Origin of the sequence: Stenotrophomonas maltophilia group sp. Smal12 (assembly GCF_037079935.1) — a bacterium.
Classification (GTDB): domain Bacteria; phylum Pseudomonadota; class Gammaproteobacteria; order Xanthomonadales; family Xanthomonadaceae; genus Stenotrophomonas; species Stenotrophomonas sepilia.
The window spans coordinates 74,778-95,952 of record NZ_JBAWUK010000012.1 but is presented as its reverse complement, the minus strand read 5'-3'; the positions used below and the strand labels follow the sequence as shown (position 1 = coordinate 95,952).

Annotated in this window: 15 protein-coding genes and 2 pseudogenes; 3 read left to right on the top strand and 14 right to left on the bottom strand. The window is 63.3% G+C overall.

Annotated elements, in window-relative coordinates; all coding sequences use genetic code 11:
* Positions 1 to 56 precede the first annotated feature (56 nt).
* The 6 genes from WDC87_RS07775 to WDC87_RS07750 form a co-directional block, all read right to left on the bottom strand.
* Positions 57 to 1,376 carry a sigma-54 dependent transcriptional regulator gene (locus tag WDC87_RS07775; protein ID WP_336331294.1) on the bottom strand — a complete coding sequence of 440 codons (1,320 nt, stop codon included), beginning with the start codon at positions 1,374 to 1,376 and terminating at the stop codon, positions 57 to 59.
* A gap of 123 nt (positions 1,377 to 1,499) precedes the next feature.
* A complete protein-coding gene (locus WDC87_RS07770) occupies positions 1,500 to 1,871 on the bottom strand; it encodes a PDZ domain-containing protein (protein ID WP_172412113.1) in 372 nt (123 codons plus the stop codon).
* A gap of 16 nt (positions 1,872 to 1,887) precedes the next feature.
* Positions 1,888 to 3,105 carry an FtsX-like permease family protein gene (locus WDC87_RS07765; RefSeq protein ID WP_188240596.1) on the bottom strand — a complete coding sequence of 406 codons (1,218 nt, stop codon included), beginning with the start codon at positions 3,103 to 3,105 and terminating at the stop codon, positions 1,888 to 1,890.
* A gap of 20 nt (positions 3,106 to 3,125) precedes the next feature.
* Entirely contained in the window at positions 3,126 to 4,424 is a 1,299-nt protein-coding gene (locus WDC87_RS07760) for an ABC transporter permease (protein WP_072167216.1), read from the bottom strand.
* 10 nt (positions 4,425 to 4,434) lie between these two features.
* Positions 4,435 to 5,157, bottom strand: a complete 723-nt coding sequence (locus WDC87_RS07755; RefSeq protein WP_005419487.1) for an ABC transporter ATP-binding protein — start codon at positions 5,155 to 5,157, stop codon at positions 4,435 to 4,437.
* Between the two features lie 28 nt (positions 5,158 to 5,185).
* Positions 5,186 to 6,463 carry an efflux RND transporter periplasmic adaptor subunit gene (locus tag WDC87_RS07750; protein ID WP_072167215.1) on the bottom strand — a complete coding sequence of 426 codons (1,278 nt, stop codon included), beginning with the start codon at positions 6,461 to 6,463 and terminating at the stop codon, positions 5,186 to 5,188.
* 203 nt (positions 6,464 to 6,666) lie between these two features.
* Here WDC87_RS07750 and glmS point away from each other — a divergent pair, with 203 nt between their 5' ends.
* Positions 6,667 to 8,505 carry a glutamine--fructose-6-phosphate transaminase (isomerizing) gene (gene glmS, locus WDC87_RS07745; RefSeq protein ID WP_072167214.1) on the top strand — a complete coding sequence of 613 codons (1,839 nt, stop codon included), beginning with the start codon at positions 6,667 to 6,669 and terminating at the stop codon, positions 8,503 to 8,505.
* A 189-nt stretch (positions 8,506 to 8,694) separates the two neighbouring features.
* On the opposite strand, the gene WDC87_RS07740 is transcribed toward glmS, so the two are convergent.
* From WDC87_RS07740 to WDC87_RS07720, 5 genes and pseudogenes are all read right to left on the bottom strand, one after another.
* The gene (locus WDC87_RS07740; protein ID WP_075077127.1) at positions 8,695 to 12,147 is read right to left on the bottom strand and encodes a DEAD/DEAH box helicase family protein; all 3,453 of its coding nucleotides are present in this window, start codon (positions 12,145 to 12,147) and stop codon (positions 8,695 to 8,697) included.
* A 13-nt stretch (positions 12,148 to 12,160) separates the two neighbouring features.
* Positions 12,161 to 14,170 (bottom strand): RNA-binding domain-containing protein, encoded by a 2,010-nt coding sequence (locus tag WDC87_RS07735; protein ID WP_252745181.1) that lies wholly within the window; start codon positions 14,168 to 14,170, stop codon positions 12,161 to 12,163.
* Between the two features lie 24 nt (positions 14,171 to 14,194).
* The gene (locus WDC87_RS07730; protein WP_075077129.1) at positions 14,195 to 15,385 is read right to left on the bottom strand and encodes a restriction endonuclease subunit S; all 1,191 of its coding nucleotides are present in this window, start codon (positions 15,383 to 15,385) and stop codon (positions 14,195 to 14,197) included.
* A complete protein-coding gene (locus WDC87_RS07725; RefSeq protein WP_289852706.1) occupies positions 15,382 to 16,833 on the bottom strand; it encodes a class I SAM-dependent DNA methyltransferase in 1,452 nt (483 codons plus the stop codon). The genes WDC87_RS07730 and WDC87_RS07725 overlap by 4 nt, the downstream gene beginning before the upstream one ends.
* A gap of 12 nt (positions 16,834 to 16,845) precedes the next feature.
* Positions 16,846 to 17,148: pseudogene (locus tag WDC87_RS07720) on the bottom strand (integrase core domain-containing protein); the annotation flags it as partial.
* A gap of 92 nt (positions 17,149 to 17,240) precedes the next feature.
* Between WDC87_RS07720 and WDC87_RS07715 the strand changes: the two are divergent.
* Positions 17,241 to 18,518, top strand: coding sequence for an IS110 family transposase (locus WDC87_RS07715; RefSeq protein ID WP_005409655.1), 1,278 nt, complete (start codon positions 17,241 to 17,243; stop codon positions 18,516 to 18,518).
* 224 nt (positions 18,519 to 18,742) lie between these two features.
* Here the strand turns inward: WDC87_RS07715 and WDC87_RS07710 are convergent.
* The 3 genes and pseudogenes from WDC87_RS07710 to WDC87_RS07700 all read right to left on the bottom strand — a co-directional run.
* Positions 18,743 to 19,485 (bottom strand): annotated as a pseudogene (locus WDC87_RS07710) (IS3 family transposase); the annotation flags it as partial.
* A 224-nt stretch (positions 19,486 to 19,709) separates the two neighbouring features.
* Positions 19,710 to 20,339, bottom strand: a complete 630-nt coding sequence (locus WDC87_RS07705) for a hypothetical protein (RefSeq protein WP_075077131.1) — start codon at positions 20,337 to 20,339, stop codon at positions 19,710 to 19,712.
* Positions 20,336 to 20,746 (bottom strand): helix-turn-helix transcriptional regulator, encoded by a 411-nt coding sequence (locus tag WDC87_RS07700; protein ID WP_075077132.1) that lies wholly within the window; start codon positions 20,744 to 20,746, stop codon positions 20,336 to 20,338. Before WDC87_RS07700 ends, WDC87_RS07705 begins: the two co-directional genes overlap by 4 nt.
* An 85-nt stretch (positions 20,747 to 20,831) precedes the next feature.
* Between WDC87_RS07700 and WDC87_RS07695 the strand changes: the two genes are divergently transcribed.
* Positions 20,832 to 21,116 (top strand): DNA-binding protein, encoded by a 285-nt coding sequence (locus tag WDC87_RS07695; protein ID WP_075077137.1) that lies wholly within the window; start codon positions 20,832 to 20,834, stop codon positions 21,114 to 21,116.
* Positions 21,117 to 21,175: the final 59 nt, after the last annotated feature.

Here is a 21,175-nt window from a genome sequence, read left to right as displayed (position 1 = left end):
ACTACATCGAGATGTTCTACAACCCGATCCGCCGGCATGGTTCCGCTGGCGGCGTGTCACCGGTAGAGTTTGAAAGGCGCTACGCGCAGAGCGGCAACTGAGTGTCTACAGAACTCTGGCCGGTCCAGCGCCAGCACATCCTCGATGCGCGCACGGTCGGGATCATTGCCGGCACTGGGTGCCGGTCGCGGCGCAGGTGCGGCACGCGGCAGGTTCAGGTCGGCCACTTCGATGCGGTTGCCGGTCGCCAGCAGCTCGGCCCGCTGGATCACGTTGCGCAGTTCGCGCACGTTGCCGGGCCAGGGGTGCCGTTGCAAGGCCGCGGTGGCGGCGCTGGAAAGTGGCTTGCCGGCGGTCAGGAAGCGCTCGGCCAGGGGCACGATGTCGCCCGGGCGCTCGGCCAATGGTGGCAGTACCAGTTCCACCGTGTTGAGGCGGTAGTACAGGTCTTCGCGGAAGGTGCCGTCGCGGATCATCGCCGGCAGGTCGGCATTGGTCGCGCTGACCACACGGACTTTGACCTGGCGCTCGCGATTGGAGCCAAGACGCTCGAAGCGCCCTGTTTCCAGCACACGCAGGAGCTTCATCTGGCCGCCCAGCGACAGGTTGCCGATCTCGTCCAGGAACAGCGTTCCGCCGTCGGCGGCTTCGAACTTGCCCTCGCGTGCCTTGTTGGCGCCGGTATATGCGCCGGCCTCGGCACCGAACAGTTCGGCCTCGATCAGTTCCGAGGGCAGGGCGCCGCAGTTGACTGTGATGAACGGGCCCTTGGCCACCAGCGAGTTGGCCTGGATGATCTGCGCGATCTTCTCCTTGCCGGCACCATTGGGGCCGGTGATCAGCACCGGCAGTTCGGAGCGCGCGACCTGGCAGGCCAGCGCGATGATGCGCTCGCTGGCCGGATCGGCGAAGACCGCACCACACAGCTCGTACTTTTCTTCCAGCGCATTGCGCTGGCGCAGCTCACGGCTGCGGCGGCGGTCCAGCTCGCGCCGCGCCTCGGACAGCTCGAGCAGGTTGTTGACCGTGGTCAGCAGCTTGCGGTCGTCCCAGGGCTTGGCCAGGTAGTCGGCGGCACCGGCCTTGACCAGGTCCACCGCACTGCTCAGGTGGGTCCAGGCGGTGAGCAGGATCACCGGCAGGTCCGGGTGGCGCGCGCGGATCTGTGCGAACAGGTCTTCGCCTTCTTCGCCGGAGGTGGTGTCCTCGCTGAAATTCATGTCCTGGATCACCAGGTCGACCGGCTGCGACTCGAGCAGGGCCAGCCCTTCGGCCGGGCTCTGCGCCTGCAGGGTGTCGATGTCATGCAGGGAGAACAGCACGTCCAGCGCGGTGCCCACGCTGGCGTTGTCGTCGATGATCAGGATCGAAGGCATCAAGCAGTTCTGCAGAAAGGGATGGGCGGCGCCGATGGAGCCGTGTTCGTATCCATACGCCGGGAGAGCCCGGCGCCACCCATCAAGCATAGCCAAAGCCGTGGCGACGAGGGCGGGCTGGTTTCAGCGCCGCGCTGGTGGAGGCGGTGGTGCCGGCGGTGGCGGAGCGACCAGCGCCAGCCGCCACGAGGCGGCGTCCACCGGCACGGTGAGCTCGCGTTTGTCGCGGCGCAGCAACAGGTACGCAGTCGGGGCACTGGAATGCCGCAGTGCATCGGCAAGATGCTCGATCCGCCGCACAGCCGTATCGTCCAGGCGCAGGATGCGGTCGCCGCTGCGCACGCCGAAGCGGGCTTCCGGACGCGCGGCTTCCACCCGTACCTGGCCCTCGGTCGAGCGGAGCGCCAGGCGGGCATCATCCTGGCGCCATTCCAGCGTCTGCGAGCTGCCACCGCCGGCCAGCGCCGGCAGTGGCAGCAGTGCCATCAACAGCATCCGGCAGGCACGCATCTCACGCGCCCCGCGTTGCAACTGCGGGCGGGACCGCTGCTGCGCGCCTGGCCGGCCCGAACACCGCGACCTGGCCCAGCACCCACAGCAGCAGCGCGCCCAGCGGCAGGTAGTACAGGGGCATGCGTGGCAGCTCGTACAGGTTCATCAGTGCCAGATTGATCGCGTAGGCCGCCAGCATGCCCAGCACGATCCCCAGCGAGGCCAGCAGGAAGTTCTCGGTCTGGAAGTAGCGCAGGATCTGCCCGCGGGTGGCACCGAGCGCGCGGCGGATGCCGATCTGCTTGCTGCGCTGCTGCACCCAGAAGCTGGCCAGGCCGATGATGCCCAGTGCGGTCACCACCAGCAGCGAGACGCTGACGGTGATCAGCAGGCCAACCATCGCGCGGTCGTTCTTGAAGAAGTCCTTGCGCTGGTCTTCATAGGTCAGCTTGTCGCGCATCAGCCGGTTGGGGTCATTGCGCTCCAGTACAGCAGCCCCGGCATCAAGCACCTCCAGGCGGCGTTCCGGCGAAGTGCGCAGCACATAGGTGCCACCCTCGTCGAAGGTGCGCCGCATGGGCAGCAGCATGGAGTTCGTCCAGTTGTCATTCCAGCCGTTGGGCGTGCTCAGCGTGTCGACGATGCCGACCACGTGCAGTGGCTGCTTGCCCATGTAGTAGGTCTTGCCCAGCGCGCTGCCGTTGGGTTCCATCTTGGCGGCGGTGGCCTGGGTGAGGATGACCGGGATGGCGTTTTCCTTGGCGCCCCCCTTGCTGGCGTCTTCGAAGTTCTGGTACTCGCCGGGCAGGAAATCGCGGCCGGCGATCAGGTTGATGCCCATCGTGGCCAACCCGTTCTCGGACAGGGTGTACATCGAGGCGTTGGTGGTCGGCCGTTCCTGGTCGATCTCCCGCGAGATGCTGCTGCTGGACGAGCCGTTGCGGAAAGGCACCTGGTTGATGATGGTGACGTTGCTGACGCCGGGAAGCGCACGCAATGACGCCAGGTCCTCACGGGTGCGGGCCATGGCATCGGTCTGCTTGCCGATGCCGCTGACGCGGAGCATCACCAGTTCGTTCTCGGCGATGCCGCTGGGCATGCTGATCTTCTCCACGCGCTGGCTGACCAGGAACAGCGCGTTGCAGACGATGGCGCAGGTCAGTGCGACTTCCAGCACGATCAGGGCAGCGGCAGTCTTGTGCCGGCGCAGCGTGCTGAGGATGGGGCGGATGTCCATGGGAGTCCTCGTTCGGGTGCTTACTGCGACTTGAGCTGGATGGCCGGAGTGACCTGCATGGCGCGCCAGGCAGGCAGGAAACCGGCGGCAAGGCTGGCGAACAGGGTCAAGCCCAGCGCGAGCAGCAGCATGTTGCCGTCCAGGTGGGCCAGCTTTGCGTACTCCACCGGTTGCTGGCGCACCGCGAACAGGCCCAGCAGGGCCAGGCCGATGCCCAGCACGCCCCCGACCACGCCGACTGCGCCGGCTTCCACCAGGCACTGCAGGAAGATCTGGCCACGGCTGGCACCGAGTGCGCGGCGCACGCCGATCTCTCCACTGCGGCGCAGGAACTTGGCCAGCAGCAGGCCCACCGTATTGACCAGGCAGACCCCCAGGAAACCCAGTGCCAGCCACAGCTGCAGGCGCACGTCGCTGGGCACCGCGCCGTTGAAGTCCAGCCATTCCATCACGGTGCGCAGGCGCACGTTCGGCGGGTGCTTGAAGCGGCCGGCCTGGCGCTGCTGGCTCGAATAGTTCTCCAGGTAGCGGCGGTAGTCGGCGGCCTTGGCCGGGTCCATCTCCACCCAGTACTGCAGCCACGCGCACGGCGCATTGAGCGAGTAGCTGTTGCCGTCGGGATTTTCGCCGAAGCAGTTCATGTTGCCGTTGCTGCCCAGTTTCAGGTCGAAGGACGTGGAAATCGGCAGCAGCAGGTCCTCGTTCTTGCCGTAGCTGCCGGTGGTCAGGTCGTAGAAGTGCGGCTCCGGGCTCCACTCCTTCATCACGCCGACGATGCGGTAGCTCTGGCCTTCCATGCGCAGGTCGCGGCCTACGCTGTTGGCGCCCTGGTAAAGCTTGTCGTTGAGCGCCTTGGAGATGACCACCACGCGTGCTCGGCCTTCGTCGTCCTCGCGCGTCCACGGGCGGCCGTACTGCATGGGCACCTCGAACATCGGGAAGAAATCGGCCGAGGTCCAGCGGGTGTCGATGCTGAAGGGCTTGAGGGTGCTGTTGTCCGGTTCGATGGTGCCGCCACCGCCGCTCATCAGCGCCTGGCGCTCGCCCCTGGCTTCGCGCAGCAGGGCTTCCCCGTCGAAGCGGGTCAACTGGGTTTCCGGCTCCTCGCCCGCGACATAGGCGCCGGTCGCGGCATCGAGCTGCACATAGAACAGCCGGTCACTCTTGCCGGGGATCGGGTCGCCGGACAGCACGTGGAACACGGTCAGGGTGGTCATCGAGGCACCGATGCCAAGGGCGATGGCCACCACCATCAGCGCAGTCAGGACCTTGTTGCGGCGGAAACTGCGTACCGCCAATCGGGCGTAGTAGGCGAACATGGGAATGCCCTCACTCGTTGACGGCGACGATGTGGCGTGGCGTGGCCAGTACCGGCTCGCGCACAAGGTCGGTGACCTGGCCGTCGACGATATGCACGTTGCGCTGCGCACGCGCGGCCAGTTCCGGGTCGTGGGTGACCATCACGATGGTGGTGCCGGCGGCATTGATCTCCTCCAGCAGTTCCATCACGCCGCGCGCCATCTGCGTGTCCAGGTTGCCGGTCGGTTCGTCGGCCAGCAGCAGGCGCGGGCTGCCGGCCAGGGCGCGTGCGATGGCCGCGCGCTGCTGCTGGCCGCCGGACAGCTCGTTCGGGTAGTGCTTCATGCGCGAACCGAGGCCGACCTGGGTCAGCGCCTTCTCGATGCGCTCTCGGCGCTCGTTGGCGCTCATCTTCCGATAGCGCAGCGGCACGTCGACGTTGTCGAACAGGTTCAGGTCGGGGATCAGGTTGAAGCCCTGGAAGATGAAGCCGATCTTCTGGTTGCGCAGGCGGCTGCGGGCGTCGTCGCCCAGCGTGCTCACATCCTGCCCGTCCAGCATGTAGGTACCGCTGGTGAAGGTTTCCAGCAGGCCGGCAATGTTGAGGAAAGTGGTCTTGCCGGAACCGGACGGGCCGGTGACGGCGACGAACTCGCCTTCCTTGACCTGCAGTTCCAGTGAGCGCAACGCGTGGGTCTCCACCTGTTCGGTACGGAAGACCTTGGCGACCGAACGCATTTCGAGCATGTACATGGGGTGTCCTCTCTCCAGGATTCAGGTATCAGTTGACGGAGACGCGTTCGGCGTCCTTGAACAGGTCGCTGCCGGAGACCACGATGCGGTCGCCCGGCTGCACACCCGACTTGATTTCCACTTCGCCCAAGCTGCTGACGCCCAGTTCCACCGGGCGGCGCACGGCGGTGCGGCCATCCATCACGTAGGCCATGCCGTTGCCCTGTTCGACGAACGGGCCGCGCTCGACCTTCAGCACGTTCTTGCGGGTATCGAGCAGCACGCGCACCGACATCCGCTGGCTCTGGCGCAGGCCTTCCGGCTGCGCGCTGGCAAAGCGCACGCGGGCGTTGACCTCGCCGTTGACCACTTCCGGCGACACCGCGCTGATCTCGCCCGGGAACGGTTGGCCGTTGCCGCCGGTCAGCTGCGCCGGCATGCCGATCGCCAGGTCGCGGGCGAAGCTTTCCGGCACCTTGATCTCGACCTCGAACTTGGACAGATCGACAACGCCCAGCACCGGCGCGTTGGCGGCCAGGTTGGTGGACTGCACGGCCTGCACCTGGCCGACCTGGCCATCGAACGGCGCGCGCAGGGTCAGCGCATCGACCTGGCGCTGCACTTCGGCCACCACCGCTTTCTGGCGGTCGGCCAGCAGGCGCTTGTTGCGGGCATCCAGGTCGGCGCCCTGGCTCTGCAGGCGCGCATCGGTGGTGGCATTGGCCAGGGCGATGTCGGCTTTCTTCAGCGAATCCTTGGCCTTGGCCAGGTCGATCTGCGGTACCGCGCCGCCGTCGTAGCCGCGCTGGTAGCGCTGCAGGTCGCGGTCGGCGGCCTGACGTTCGATGGTGGCCTGGTCGGTTTCCTTGCGTGACTTGGCACGGGCCAGGGTCGCGTCCAGCGCGGCGCGGCTGGCCTCGGCTTCCAGGCCGGCCAGCGTTGCCTGTTCCTGGGCCAGCTTGCTGCGCAGTTCCGGGCTGTCGATGATCGCCAGCTCCTGGCCCTTCTTGACCACGTCACCGGCGACGACCTTCAGGTCCACGGTACCGGCCGAGATCGCGTACAGGATCGGGCTGTTGGCGGCGATCACGCGGCCGTCGGCAGCGATGTCACGGACCAGGTCGCCCCGCTTCACCTCGGCGATGCGCACGCGGCTGCTGTCGAAGGAGCGGCTGGCATTGGACCAGGCATGGACCGCCCAGCCGATGCCGGCGAGCAGCGCAATGGCGCCCAGCGCCGGCCAGCGGTAGCGATGCCAGCTTGCGCGGGTGGTGCCGGCCGGGGCGGAGGAAACGATCTGGTCCTGTGCGGAAGTGTCGCGGATCATCGGGTGCGTGCCTGACGGTGGTAGCCAATACCAAGCACGTAGCGTGCCAACTTTATTTCCTTTCAGGTCAAGGGGTTGGGGTTTTCGGGGAAGTGTCCGGGTGTCCGCGGACACCTTTCCGGACACTTTCATTAAGCGGACAGGAGGGGGAAGCCGGACACGCAGGCTAGAATGCGGCAATCGTCTTCAAGGAAACGCGTGACATGTGTGGAATCGTGGGTGCAATCGCCGATCGCGACGTAGTACCGGTACTGATCGAGGGTCTGAAGCGCCTTGAATACCGTGGCTACGATTCCTCGGGCATCGCGGTGATCGACCAGAGCGAGCGTCCGGAAGTCCGCCGGGTGCGTCGTACCGGCCGCGTGTCGGAAATGGCCATGGCGGCCGAGACTGAGGGCTTCAATGCGGTGCTGGGCATCGGCCACACCCGCTGGGCCACCCACGGCGGTGTCACCGAGGCCAATGCACATCCGCACATCAGCCACGGTGTGGCCCTGGTGCACAACGGCATCATCGAGAACCACGAAGAGCAGCGCGAGAAGCTGCGCGCGCTGGGCTACACGTTTGAATCGCAGACCGATACCGAAGTCATCGCGCACCTGATCCATCATCATCTGAAGGATGGCGACGATCTGCTGGTGGCACTGCAGCACACGGTGAAGGAACTGACCGGTGCCTATGCGCTGGCCGTGGTCAGCCGCGCCGAGCCGGAGCGCTTCGTCTGCGCGCGCATGGGCTGCCCGCTGCTGGTCGGCCTGGGCGAGGGCGAGAACTTCGTCGCTTCGGATGTCTCGGCGGTGATCTCGGCCACCCGCAAGGTGATCTTCCTGGAAGAGGGCGACACCGCCGAGATCCGCCGCGATGGCGTGCGCGTCTTCGACGAGCACGACCAGCCGGTCGAGCGCGACGTGCATCTGTCCGACGTATCGCTGGCATCGCTGGAGCTGGGCCCGTACCGCCACTTCATGCAGAAGGAAATCCACGAGCAGCCGCGCGCGCTGGGCGACACCATCGAGGCGGCGATCGATGCCGGTGGTTTCCCGGCCGGGCTGTTCGGCAAGAACGCCGAAGCGGTGCTGTCGGGCATCGAAGGCGTGCAGATCATTGCCTGCGGAACCAGCTACTACGCCGGCCTGACCGCGCGCTACTGGATCGAAGCCATCGCCGGCCTGCCGTGCAGCGTGGAGATCGCCAGCGAGTACCGCTATCGCGCGGCCTACGCGAACCCCAAGCATCTGATCGTGACCATCTCGCAGTCCGGCGAAACGCTGGATACGATGGAAGCGCTGAAGTACGCCAAATCGTTGGGCCACCAGCACACGCTGTCGATCTGCAACGTGCCGGAAAGTGCGATCCCGCGCGCCAGCGAACTGGTCTGCTACACCCGCGCCGGCGCCGAGATCGGCGTGGCCTCGACCAAGGCCTTCACCACCCAGCTGGCCGCACTGTTCCAGCTGACCGTGGTGCTGGGCAAGCTGCATGGCCGCATCGACGCGGCGCAGGAAGCGGACTACCTGGAGCAGCTGCGCTTCCTGCCGGGCAGCGTGCAGCACGCCCTGAACATGGAGCCACAGATCGCCGCCTGGGCCGAGCGTTTCGCGCGCAAGAGCAGCGCATTGTTCCTGGGCCGCGGCCTGCATTACCCGATCGCGCTGGAAGGCGCGCTCAAGCTCAAGGAAATCTCCTACATCCACGCCGAGGCCTACCCGGCCGGTGAGCTGAAGCATGGTCCGCTGGCGCTGGTGGACGAGGACATGCCGGTGGTGGTGATCGCGCCGAACGACAGCCTGCTGGAGAAGGTGAAGTCGAACATGCAGGAAGTGCGTGCGCGTGGTGGCGAGCTGTTCGTGTTCGCCGACCAGGACAGCAACTTCAATGAGTCCGAAGGCGTACATGTGATCCGCACGCCGCGCCATGCCGGCGTGCTCAGCCCGATCGTGCACACCATCCCGGTGCAGCTGCTGGCCTACCACACCGCGCTGGCACGCGGCACCGACGTGGACAAGCCGCGCAACCTGGCCAAGAGCGTGACGGTGGAGTAAGGCATTCCCGGAGTTGTGGGATGCTGTAGAAAAGTAACAAAGCTCTATCTCAGGCAATAAAGTTTTATCCCAAGAAATAAAGTTCTATCTTGGGCAATAAAGTTCCATCCTGAGAATTGAGCTTTTTCAGCCGGCTGGGCCTGTTGGACAAGGCGATATGGGTTGCTTCGCAGGTGGAGGCATTGCTGTTTAGGCGGCGAACCGACTGATCTGCGCGAGCGTGCCGATGATCGCGTCGGCATCTGCATCTCCGAAGGCGCCATCCAGCCCTTCGTAATGGATGCCGGTGAAGGGCGGCTCGTAGAGCTGACCCGGCTCGATGACGCCATTGCTGACCAGCCGGTCGATGATCATCTCCACGAAACGGATCTGCTGGCTGCTGTAGCGGCTGTCGTCCAGGAATCGGGCAAAGGCTTCCTTCGCCGCACCTCGGTCCAGCCCGACCAGGGAGCGAATGAACAGTGGCAATGGCTGCTCGTTGCCGAATGACTGCTCGAATCGTTCCCGGCTCTCCACCTCGGGCGCCTCGTACACGAAGCGTTCCAGCTCGGCCAGGTCGGTTGGCGTCAGTGGCCTGTTGTGACGCAGCTTGGCTATGGCCACATGGTGTTCGTTGGCTCGGATCCATGCCTCCACCTTGCGTCGATACTGGGCCAGGTTGATGCCTGTGCTGAAGTCAGCAAGAGCGATGGGCGTTGCTTCGCCGATCTCGTCATCCAGCACGGTGTAGACGGGCTTTGATGACCTGCGCTCGATGAACTGGATCAGGCCGCGCAGCCTACGCCGCACGCGCTCCACCATGGCAACGGTGATGTCCTTCCAAAATTCTCCGGTCTGGAGTTCCTGGATCAAGGGCAACTCGGCCTGCACGGCCGGGATCGCCTGCATGGTTTCCAGATCCGAGGCCAGTTCGATGATGCGATCGCGGTTGCGCATGAAGTCCGACGTGGAGCGGACGATCGCCAATTGCAGGTTCACGCACACCAGATCGAACAGTCTGGCGGTGACGTGCTCATGGGTCTGTTCGCTCGGAAGACCGGCTACGCGATCGCGCAGGTCGACCAGATCGGCGCCGCTCAGTGTGTCCCATGCCTCGCGCGCGGAGAACCGGGTCACGTGCGCGTGTTCCGTGCGCACGATGAAGTTCACCGGGTTCATCGTGGCCACTTCGCTGTGCAACGTGTCTAGCAGCCAGGTGCGAACGTCGCTGCCGTCGTAACCTGCCTGCGCCTCGGCTTGCCGATCACCTTGCTCACCCAGCAGCGAGAGCAGGTCGAGTCTGGCCCGGAACAATCGCCGTCCCAGTGGCTCGCTCAATCCACCGGCAGCACCCTTCGGGTGTTCGTTGAAGTACTCGAAGTTGCCGCAGAAATCGAAGATGAAGAACTCTTTCTTGTCTTGCCCTGGACCGAACAGGCCCGGGCACAGGCGCGTGCCGCGCCCGATCATCTGCAGGAATTTCACCTTCGACCGAACGGCCTTGAAGAACACTAGGTTCAGCACTTCGGGCACGTCGATTCCCGTGTCCAGCATGTCCACCGAGATCGCGATCTGCGGCATCTTCGTGGGGATGCTGAAGCTGTCAATCAGGCTCTGCGCATATCTCACCGAATGGGTGATGACGCGTGCGAACTCACCCTTGTATTGCGGATAGTGATGGTCGAATCGTCGTGAAATGAATTCAGCATGCTGCTGGTTCACGGCAAAGATGATGGTCTTGCCCAGCGTGTCGCCGCCATCCACCTTGAGGCCGTGCTGCATTAGGTGCTGCAGCATTTTGTCCACGGTGTCTTCGTTGAACAGCTTCTTGTTGATCTCCGAGGCATGCACCTCGTCGGGTGGGTGATCGTCTTCACGGTCGCCCCAGTCCAGTGATTCCCAATGCTCCTTTTCTTCCTCGCTCAACTGGTCGTAGCGAATGCCGTCGCGCACGAACTTCAAGGGCACTGACTGCGCACGCGGCGGCACCAGGAAGCCGTCGGCCACGGCCTCGTCCAGCCCGTAGGCATCGGTCGGCACGCCGGTTTCCAGCCCGAACAGGTGGTAGGTGTCGCGATCCACCTCGTCGCGTGGGGTGGCGGTGAGGCCCACCAGGTAGCTGTCGAAGTAGCGGAAGATCGCGCCGTACTTCTGGTACACGCTGCGGTGCGCTTCATCGATGATGATCAGGTCGAAGTGGCCCACGCCGTAACGGCGGCGGCCATCGGCGATCTCGTCGATCAGGTTCATCATCGTCGGATAGGTGGACAGGTACACGCGGCCCTGTCCGTCCTTCTCCGTCACCAGGTTGACCGGGCTGGAATCGGGCAGATGTGTCTTGAAGGCATTGGCGGCCTGTTTCACCAGCGCCACGCGGTCGGCCAGGAACAGCACGCGCTTGGCCCAGTCGGCCCGCATCAGAAGGTCCACCAGCGCGATCGACATGCGGGTCTTGCCGGTGCCGGTGGCCATGGTCAGCAGGCCGGCGCGACGGCCCTGCGCCAGCGACTCCGCCATCGCCTTGATTGCGCGCAACTGGTAGGCGCGCCCGGCAATATCCGTGTTCACCTTCAGGTGGCGCGGGTCCTGCTGCAGTTCACGCCGGGTGACGGCCAGCGCAAGTTCTTCGGCGGTGTAGAAGCCTTGCACCTCGCGTGGCGGCGCACGCCGGTCGTCCCATAGCCAGGTGCTATGGCCGTTGGTGTAGAAGACCAGCGGCCGCTGCCCGGTCATCTGTTCCAGGCAATCGGCGTACAGCTTCGCCTGCTGCCGGCCCACATCCGGGTCGCTGAAGCTGCGCTTGGCTTCCACTACAGCCAGTGGCTTGCCGTCGGCGCCATAGAGCACGTAGTCGGCGAAACCTTCGCCCGGCGTGTTTGGCATGCCGACTAAGGGCACTTCGATGGCGGCGTTCCGGCCGATCTCCCAGCCGGCTTCGCGCAGCAATACGTCGATGAAGTGCTTGCGGGTATCGGCCTCGTTGTAGTCGTGGCCGTCCGGCACGGCGATGTTGGCCGCCTTGGCTTCGGCCAGCTCCGCGCGGCGCGCGGCCAGTTCCGCGTCCAGTTGCGCCAGGAGTGCCTCGCGTTCGGCCAGCGTGGCCGCCTGCTCCGCGACGCGGGTCTCCCGTTCTTCCAGCGATGCATGCAGTTCGCCGATCTGCTGCTGGAACTTCGCCTCCTGCTTCTTCAGCTCGTCGCGAGTGAAGGCCACCGCCTCGTCGGCCCGCACCAACGTCGGCACCTGCTTTTCATCCCACTCGGCAACGATGCTCTTGGGGTCGCTGGCGCGGGTATAGGTGCGTGCCAACCAGAACAGCACGTGGAACAGCTCGCGCACCAGGCGCATGGCATCGCCGCTGCCGATGCGCTGGTTGCCGTGCACGGCCTGGTTGCCGACCTTCTGGATCAGCCGCATCTTGTCGTGCACGTAGGGTGGTACCAGCTTCGCGAAGGGCACCTGCGTCAGCAGCACGTTCAGCCCGTTCTCGTAGGGCATGCGTAGGTCGCGATCGTTCTGGTACAGCCAGTGCACCGCCTGTTCCAGCGCATGGCGGGTGCGCATGCAGCAGGCGCGGGGATCGGAATGCACCAGTTGCTCCGCGCCACGCGCCGGCTCGAACAGCGGCTTGAACTCGGCTTGCAGGAACTGGAAATTGCTCATGATCGTCCTGAGCTCAGGGCTGGGTGGCGCGATAAGCCTGCATGGCGTGCGTGGGTGCGGTCGGGAACGCGAAGCGTAGGCGGCCCGCCTGCACCAGTGGCCTCAGGTAATGCTTTCTGAGTGCATCGGGATCGCGATCGACCAATGTCGCGATGCAGGTGCCGGTGATGTAGTGGCCTGCGCACAGGGCGACGATCACGTCTTCCATCGCTGCCTTCGGGATCTTCTTGCGGCTCCGGGGCGACGCGGCCATGCCCTCCAGTGCGGTGCGGAATGCCGGAGCGAGCTGCTCCAAGGCGTCCAGGACAGGGGCATCCAACTGCCTGCTGATCAATCGTCCGGCTTCATCTCTTTGATTTTCAATAGCTTGGCCGGGCTCCGCCGGCTGCAAATGTCCGGAGCCGGCGGGCAAATGTCCGGAGCGGCCCGGCAAATGTCCGGAGCCGGAGCCCAAATGTGCGGAGCGGTTGGGCACAACGGCGGAACCTTCGCCGAACACTTCCTCCGGCCGGGGAAGGGCCGCCCCGGGCAGGCAGTAGACGGCTCCGCGGCCCGGATTGTGGCTTTCCAGAAAGCCTTCCTTGACCAGGGACTGGAGCAGGCGGGTCGCGTCCACCGGGTGCAGCCCCGTCATCTCGATCACCCGGGCATGGGTCACGGTCTTCTCCGAGGCCGCAGCCGCCAGCGTCAGGCGCTCGTTGCGCTGAAGCGCGTCGAAACCGGCGCCAAAGGTCTTCCGCAACCCGGCCAGCAGGTCTTCCGGCAGCAGATCGACCATGCGCAGTTCCAGCAGCGTCTGGTTGTACGGCTCCATGCGCTCGTACAGCGCCGGCGCCCGCCAGTGCTGGCCCGCCCAGCCGTCGTAGATCTTGGGGATGCCGGAACCCGCCTGCTCGCCCACGCCAACCAGCCGGAACATCTTGTGCAAGGTCCGGTTGCGGCAGTCGTGTTCGCCGCCATGGATGGCGATATCGCGCGGAATCCGCATCAGCCCGGGATTGCGGAAACCGAACATGTCCGGCCGCTTCACCACCAGCACCGACGCCCGCTCGGAATAATCCGCATGCACCAGCACGTTGGCCAGTGCCTCGCGCAGCGCCACGTGCACGGGCGTCTCGTCCTGGCGCTCGCCCTTCTCCAGCGAGAACGGGACTTTCAGGTCCGCGGTGAGCTTCAGGTAGACCTTGCGATAGAAATCGTAGAGGTTGCCCGACCATTTGCCGTCCAGCGTGATCCGGTCCACCCAGCGGCGCTCGATCCGGGCTTCCGGCCGCTCCTGATAATCGAGCATGTAGTTCGGCAGGGTTTCCTGGAGGGTGGACATCCAGCCGAACATCAGCACGCCAGCCAGCGTCAGGCCGCTCTCGCCGATTTCCCGGTCCTGTCGCCAGCCACCGATCTGACGCAGGAAGTCCAGATCGTCCAGCGCATTCCACGGATGTGCCGGTTCGCGGTTGGCGAACACCTGGCGATAGGCACGAAACGTCTCCATGCACAGGTCGGACAGGCCATAGCCACGGAGGATGCGGCTGTCGCGGCTGTCCTCGACCTGCTCGGCCAGCATGCGCTTGACGTCTTCGTTGGCCACCGTGCGGTCGCCCTCGTTGAGCCGCAGGTAGGTATGGCCCATCGGGTTGCCGCGCAGGAACACTGGCCGCTGCTTACGATTGGCACGCGGAATGCAGATGACCAGCAGCGTGCCTTCCGGCAATGCCAGCTCGGTGACATCGGCATCCGACAGCAGGTTGATGCTGACCTTCTGCCGGTTGTTCAGCCCGTCGAACAGTTCCTTGCGCACCTTCGCCACATTGGCGATGCCTTCCACCTCGAAGCCGTCGTTGCGCTCGCGCAGACCCAGCACCACCACGCCGCCGCCGGTATTGGCGAAGGCGCTATAGGTGGGCCAGAAGTCGTCCGGCAGCGCACCTTGCCCATCGCGGCCACGCGCCAGCTTGCATTCCAGGTCCACCGACTCGCGCAGCAGTTGAATGTCGGCCAGCGATTGGATGTCGAAGGGGCTCATAGGCTGGAGCGGTGTCCGGATTGGTCAGAGCGTGCCGGCGAAGGCGCGGTGTTGCAGGCTGGCGAAGAGGGTGTCGAGTTGGGTGGCGTGGCGTTGCAAGGCATGCCTATGTTGTTCGATATGCTCGACAAGCCTGCTGAATTTTTCTTGCAAAGAGAATGGCGGAAGTTCAATCAACGCATTGTTGAGTTTCGCTTTGGAAATGTTGGGCATCGAACCCGCAGACCCACCAGCGAGGCTTTGTACTTCACTTCTCTTCCTCGGATAAGTCAGCAAGGACTGAAGATATCTTGGGTGAGCGAGTGCTGGCTCTTTGAGCCGGAGACGGAAAATCAGATCAGGCAAAAGCAGGCGTTCGGGAGTTCTATGCACGTATGCGCATGCTGCGACAAGCTCATACGTATTCTTTCGTGTGAATAGTAAGTCGCCTACTTTAACCTCCAGCCTTTCATCGAACGATGTTTCATTCGGCAATGCCTTGTTTGCTGAAGGGTCAAATCTACAGCGTGTGACCGCCCCGAGTTTGAGAACACCCCACTCATTCTCGTTCTTGGCTCGATCCAAGCAAACAGGGCTGTTGCCGCTTTCGATGCGTTCAAGGATTTCACTGAACGGAACCCGTGGCCAACTTTTCGGATTCGAGACAGGGTCGCCGAACATGTCGAGGAATATGGATTGCAGCAGTTGGTCGAGCTTGGCGATGGCGGCGCGGCGCTTGCCGCGCAGCACGTCGGTCTTGTCCAGAATCGCCGCGATGCGGCGTTGTTCTGCAATCGCCGGGAGTTGAACTGGGATCTTCTCCAGCTCAGATGTCTTGATGGATGGGTAGGCGTCGTTCTCTATCAGTCGAGACGGAGGGTTGTACTCAAACCAGCGAAGCAGGTACGCAGGATCGACATCCGCGGATGGCAGGACGGCCGCAAGATGGCTGACTACGTGGCATTCGCGGCGCAATCGATAGACCCGACCAAGCTTCGCGGACATACCGCTTTTTGCGAAAACGATGGTGTCCTTTGGGAATTTCTTCAGACGAAACTTGACGGCCTGATCCGAAGGCACAAGTTCCAATGATTCTTCACTGCCACCCGCACAAAGTCGCTCCAGACTTCCAGCACGAACGAATGGGGTGCCAGACGATCCAAAAGCGGTACTTTCCTGGGGTGCGGACTGCCCCGTTGTGACATGGCAAACGTCACCGAGTGGGACTGTTCTCACGACAACATCCCTTCCAGTTCGGCTACACCGGCAGCAATCTCCGCCTCCAGCGCCTTCAACTCCGCAATGATCTTCTTCGGCGGGTCGTGTTCCACCGCCTCATGCACCACCTGCTTGTAGCGGTTGATGGACAGATCGTAGCCGTTACCGACGATCTCGGCCTTGGGCACGAGGAAACTCTGCTCGGTTCGCTCGCGCTTGGCTTCGGCCTTGCGATGGTGCCAGCGATTGAGGATGTCGGGCAGGTTGTTGCTATCGTGCTTGTCGGGAGCCAGCGGGTTGCGCTTGTCGTCCAGACTGTAGCCGTCGGCCTGCATGTCGTAGAACCAGACGTTGTCGGTGCCGCCGCTGTCGGTCTTGGTGAACAACAAAATGGCAGTGGACACCCCGGCATAGGGGCGGAACACGCCGGACGGCATGGAGACGATCCCGTCCAGCCGCTGGTCTTCCACCAGCATGCGGCGCAGTTCCTTGTGGGCCTTCGATGAGCCGAACAGCACGCCATCGGGCACGATGACCGCAGCCCGGCCGCCGGGTTTCAGCAAGCGCAGGAACAGGGCGAGGAACAGCAGCTCGGTCTTCTTGGTCTTGACGATCTGCAATAGGTCCTTGGCGGTGCTTTCGTAGTCCAGGCTGCCGGCAAACGGCGGATTGGCGAGGATCAGACTGTACTGCCCGGCCACGCCGGCATGGCCCTCGCTGAGCGAGTCGCGGTTCTCGATGCTGGGCTGCTCGATGCCGTGCAGCAGCATGTTCATCGCACCCACGCGCAGCATGGTGCTGTCGAAGTCGAAGCCGTGGAAGGTGTCTGCGTTGAAGCGTTTGGCGGACTTCCTGTCCTTGTAGATGGCCACGCCGTGGTGATCACGCAGGTACTCGGCGGCAGCCACAAGAAAGCCCGCAGTGCCGCAGGCCGGATCGCAAATGGTGTCTTCAGGTGTGGGCGCCATCATGTCCACCATCAGCTTGATGATGTGGCGCGGTGTGCGGAACTGCCCGTTTTGCCCTGCACTGGCGATTTTGCCGAGCATGTATTCGTACAGATCGCCCTTGGTGTCGCGATCGTCCATGGGTACGTCGTCGATCATGTCCACCACCTTGGCCAGCAATGCCGGCGTGGGGATGGTGAACCGTGCATCCTTCATGTGCCGCGCATAGGCGGATTCACCGCCATGGCCGCCAAGGGTCTTGATGAAGGGAAACACGTCCTCGGAGACGACCCGATAGAGCTCGGCCGGATCACCCAGTTCCTTGAACTTCGACCAGCGCAGCTTCTGCTGGCGCTTGTTGAAAATCGGATCCTCAACCTCGCTCTTGGTACGGGCTGCCTTTTTCTCGCGGCGGGTCTGCTCCTCATCCAGTCGTTTGATGAACAGCAGGTAGGTCATCTGTTCGATGACCTCCATCGGGTTGGAAATGCCGCCGCTCCGACGTCCCCCCGCTTTCAGTAGCAGGGCTGTTTAGAGTCCGGGGTTCATCGTAGCGGCTTTGGCTGCCAACTGTTTGGCGTAGGCAGCCGGTGTCAATCCGCCCAGGATCTTCTTGGGCCTCTCCTCGTTGTATTCCCTTCGCCAGGTCTCGATCTCAGTGCGTGCATGCAGCAATGTCGGGAACCAGTGCTCGTTGAGGCACTCGTCCCGCAGCCGACCATTGAAGCTCTCGACGTACGCGTTCTGATTCGGCTTGCCGGGTTGGATCAGGCGCAACTGCACGCCGCGTGCGTGTGCCCACGCCACCATCGCTTTGCCGCAGAACTCCTTGCCATAGTACATCTGGAAGCATCCCCAAGACGTGGGCAGCCACCGTCTCCAAGGTCATCCTGAGGGTTCTCACACACCACAGGAGCTTGCCGACGATGACTGCCCAGCCCAATGCTACGCCTGCGGCCACGTGGGTCGCGATTGATATTGCCAAGCGTCACCATGCCGTCCTGATTGAAACGCCTGACGGCAAGCAGCAGCAGTTTCGGATGGCCAGCTCGATGGAAGAGCACGATCGTCTGGTCGCTCTGCTGCGTGGATTACCCCAGCCTGCCAGGATCGCCATGGAACCCACTGGAGACTGCCATCGAACGCTGGCTTTCCGGCTTCTCACGGAAGGCTTCGACGTTTGCCTTGTCTCATCGGTCGCTGGCGCCCGCTACCGCGAAGCAATGTTCAACTCATGGGACAAGAACGACCCGAAAGATGCCCGCGTGATTCTCGCACTGCTCAAGCAGGGCATGACGCTGCGCTACATTGATCCCTTGCTGGCCGGGCACCACGGATTGCAGGAGCTGTCCAAGACTCACTATCAGATCAGCCTGGCAAGGACGCGACTGCAGCACAGCTTGATGACGCACTATCTGCCGCTGTACTTTCCCGAAATCGAGCGCTACTTCGACAGCGCACATGCGGACTGGTTCGCCCGCTTCATGCTCCGCTTTCCTACTGCGGCATCAATCCAACAGCGTGACTACGAGACGTTCCGCAAGGAGGCGTGGGACCTGGTGGGGCGCAAGGTCAACAAGGCGGCATGGCTACGCGAACTATATGAAATCGCCCTGCGAAGCATTGGCTTGCCTGTCGCCGATGACTCGCTCGAGGTTCAGAGCTTCCGCCTGCAATTGCAGCGCTTCCAGGAGCTGGTCCAGCAGCGCGACCGGCTCGCGGAACAGGCGCACCAGACCCTTTCGGGGCGCCCAGACTATGAGTCGCTGCGTTCGATTCCGGGTATTGGACCTGTGCTTGCACTGACCATTCTGGCCGAGGCTGGCGACCTGCGTCGCTTCGCCCACCATCGCCAGTTCCTGAAGTACTGCGGCCTCGATCTGGCCAAGTGCCAATCAGGCCAATACAAGGGCCAGGAGCGGCTGTCCAAGCGCGGCAATGCGCGCCTTCGCTTCGCCTTCTGGTTTGCCGCCACAGTGGCCATCCGGATGCGGGAGAACAGCTTCCGGGAGAAGTACGAGCGCTACATCCGGAACGATCCATCCAACGCCGACCGCAAAAGAAAAGCACTGACTGCCGTGGCCGCGAAGATGGCGCGTGTCGCCTATGGCCTGGTCAAGCAACAAACCCAATACCGCTGCTACTTCGAAAATGCTTTACCCCGTGGATCGACCCCTCTCCGTAGGGCCGTCGGGACCTCTTAGGATCCTGTAGATAATGCTCGGGCCTTCCACGGGACTCCATGCTGTTTTAGGCACGTTCGAGGCCGTTCCGGACCTCGTGTTCACTATGGTCAGACCAGGAGACCCTGAAGACGTGGAAGCCCACGGGACTTGGTGCAAATAGCGGTGCGACTTGCCTGACCGGACGTCAGCGACGTCCGCGGATCCGTTCGCTCCCAATTTGTTGTTGACTCCAGAGTTAGCACGTTGTCGGTTCGGATGATGCGCGGCAGGCCGCGGGATAGCGCCAGCCGGTCCAGCACCCGCGTGACGCCAAGACCCGAGATCGCACGCTCCACCTCGATCGCGACCGCCTCGTGCGTCGCATCGTCGACGATGGTCAGTGCCTTGATGACCCGGCCTTCCGCCGTGCGGTCAAACACGAAATCCATCGACCAGACCTGATTGGCCGCATCCGGCCGCAACAGGGGTTGGCGATCGCCGATCGGTACCTTCTTCCGCTTGCGCCGCCGCACCTGCAGCTTCGCTTCCTGATACAGGCGTTCCACCCGCTTGTAGTTCACCGGCCATTGCTCCTGCCGAAGCTTCAAATGGATCATCCCGACGCCATAGCGCTTGTGCCGCTGCGCCAGCGCCAGGATCCGTGCACGCAGTTCGACATTGCGATCCGGGCGTGGGACGTAGCGCAACGCGCTGGCACTCATGCGAATCGCCGCCAGCGCCCGTCGCTCGCTCAAGCCTCGCTCCATCAAGTGCCGCACCAGCGTCCTGCGCGCCGGTGCGCTCACCACTTTTTTCGGAGCGCTTCCTTGATGACGTCGTTCTCGAACAACTGCTCGGCCAGCAGCTTCTTCAGCCGGCTGTTCTCCGCCTCCAGCTCCTTGAGCCGCTTGGCCTCCGACACGTTCATCCCGCCGAACTTGCTGCGCCACAGGTAATACGACGCCTCGCTGAAGCCGTGCCGCCGGCACAACTCCTTGATCGCCATGCCGGCGTCGGCCTCACGCAGGAAGCCAATGATCTGTTCCTCGGTAAAGCGCTTCTTCACGTCCAATCTCCGTCTCGTTGGGGATTGGACTCCAAATCACCGTGCTACTCAAAACCGGGGGGACGTCGGCTCCAGAACGCATCCCAGATGCGGTCGATCTGGGACTTGAGGGTACCTGTCATCATGTCGTGCGGCGTTCCTGTTCGATGAGGAGAAAGACGGTTTCAATACGGTGCAATGTTGCGGACTTCTGCGCGTGATCGCGTTGTACTTGCGATGCAAATCGCATCGAGCTTCTGGCCATGCTCAGCGATGATTTGCTGGGGGCGTGATGTATAAAGCGACCATCCGTAGTAAAGAAAGCAGTAGACGAAGGCGACCGCCAAGATGACCGTGATCTTCAGCCACGTCGGGCCCGGCGCCGTGACAGCCAACAGGCACATCAGAAACATGTGCACACCGACGATGGTCGCGAGAACGGTGTTCAGAACAGTCACGATGAAGGGGCGGCGCAGATGAACCTGTCCATCCCGAATTCTCAGATCGGTGTTGAGAACAAGAAGGCGGATGGCATGCATGGGAACACCCGCATCCAGGGCCTGTTCCGCAATCCGCATCACAGGCCCCGGTGCCGAGCGCCAGTAACGAACCGCAAAGTCGGCTCTGCGATATCGCTCGGTCGCCTGCCGTACCTGCATGGACCGGTCACCATGTTGATCCAGCGCATGCTGCAGTTGCCGTTCTGCAATCCAGCGCGTCATTGACCAGTACCAACGTCCGGCGAAGAACGGATCCAGCGCTTGCCCGATCCGTTGAATTGCTTGCAGTGCCGCGCGTGGCATGAGTCTGTTCATGGACGCATAAACCTCACCAGCCGTTCCTTCAGCTCAGTGCTCGACTCCGGCTTTCCGGTTTGCGAGAGAGTCGCGCAGAGGAAAGAGAAAAATCGCTCGCGCTCGGCGTAGGGAAGAGGGTTGCCGGCGTCGTCCCTGGCGAACTCGTCAACGGTACGGAACGCTGCTACGTAGAGATCTGTGGAGTTTGGCGTTGCCGATGCACGGCTGACGCTATTGCCTAGGACGAGGTGGCCCACATCGACACCGTGTTCCTTGAGGCGTAGGAGGTAATTGAGGTCGGGTACCCGGGCGTCCTGCTCGTAGAGGTGCTGGGACACGCGCTTGACCCCGCCCAGTTCCGCGAACTGTTCCTGGGTGAGGCGTAGTCGATCCCTAGCTTCCCTGAGACGCCTGCCAAAGCTCAAGTTCCAGTCTCCCCGGCTTGCCAAAGCCTGATGAATACACTAAAAGGAACTCAATGTTTACAAATGTGAACTTTTGAGTGCCGCCATGAATGCAAGCATACCCGGGGCCAAGGCCGATGCGATACGGCAGGAGTTCGCCCGCCGGGGTGTATCGATCAGCGCATGGGCGCGCGCCCATGGCTACTCGAAGCAACTCGTCTACCAGGTGCTTGCCGGGCGGAAGCGGTGCGTCCGCGGGCAGTGCCATGAGATCGCTGTGCGTCTGGGATTGAAAGACGGGGTGATCGGCAGCGTAGCCGACATCGACGCGCTGGGCGTCGGCGCCGGTTCGCCACGGCCCTGCACTGACAAGGAGGGAGGTGCTCAATGAGCTAGTGCCTGTCAGGCAATAGAAAAACTCGGGGCATAAGAAAACCGCCGACCAGGGCG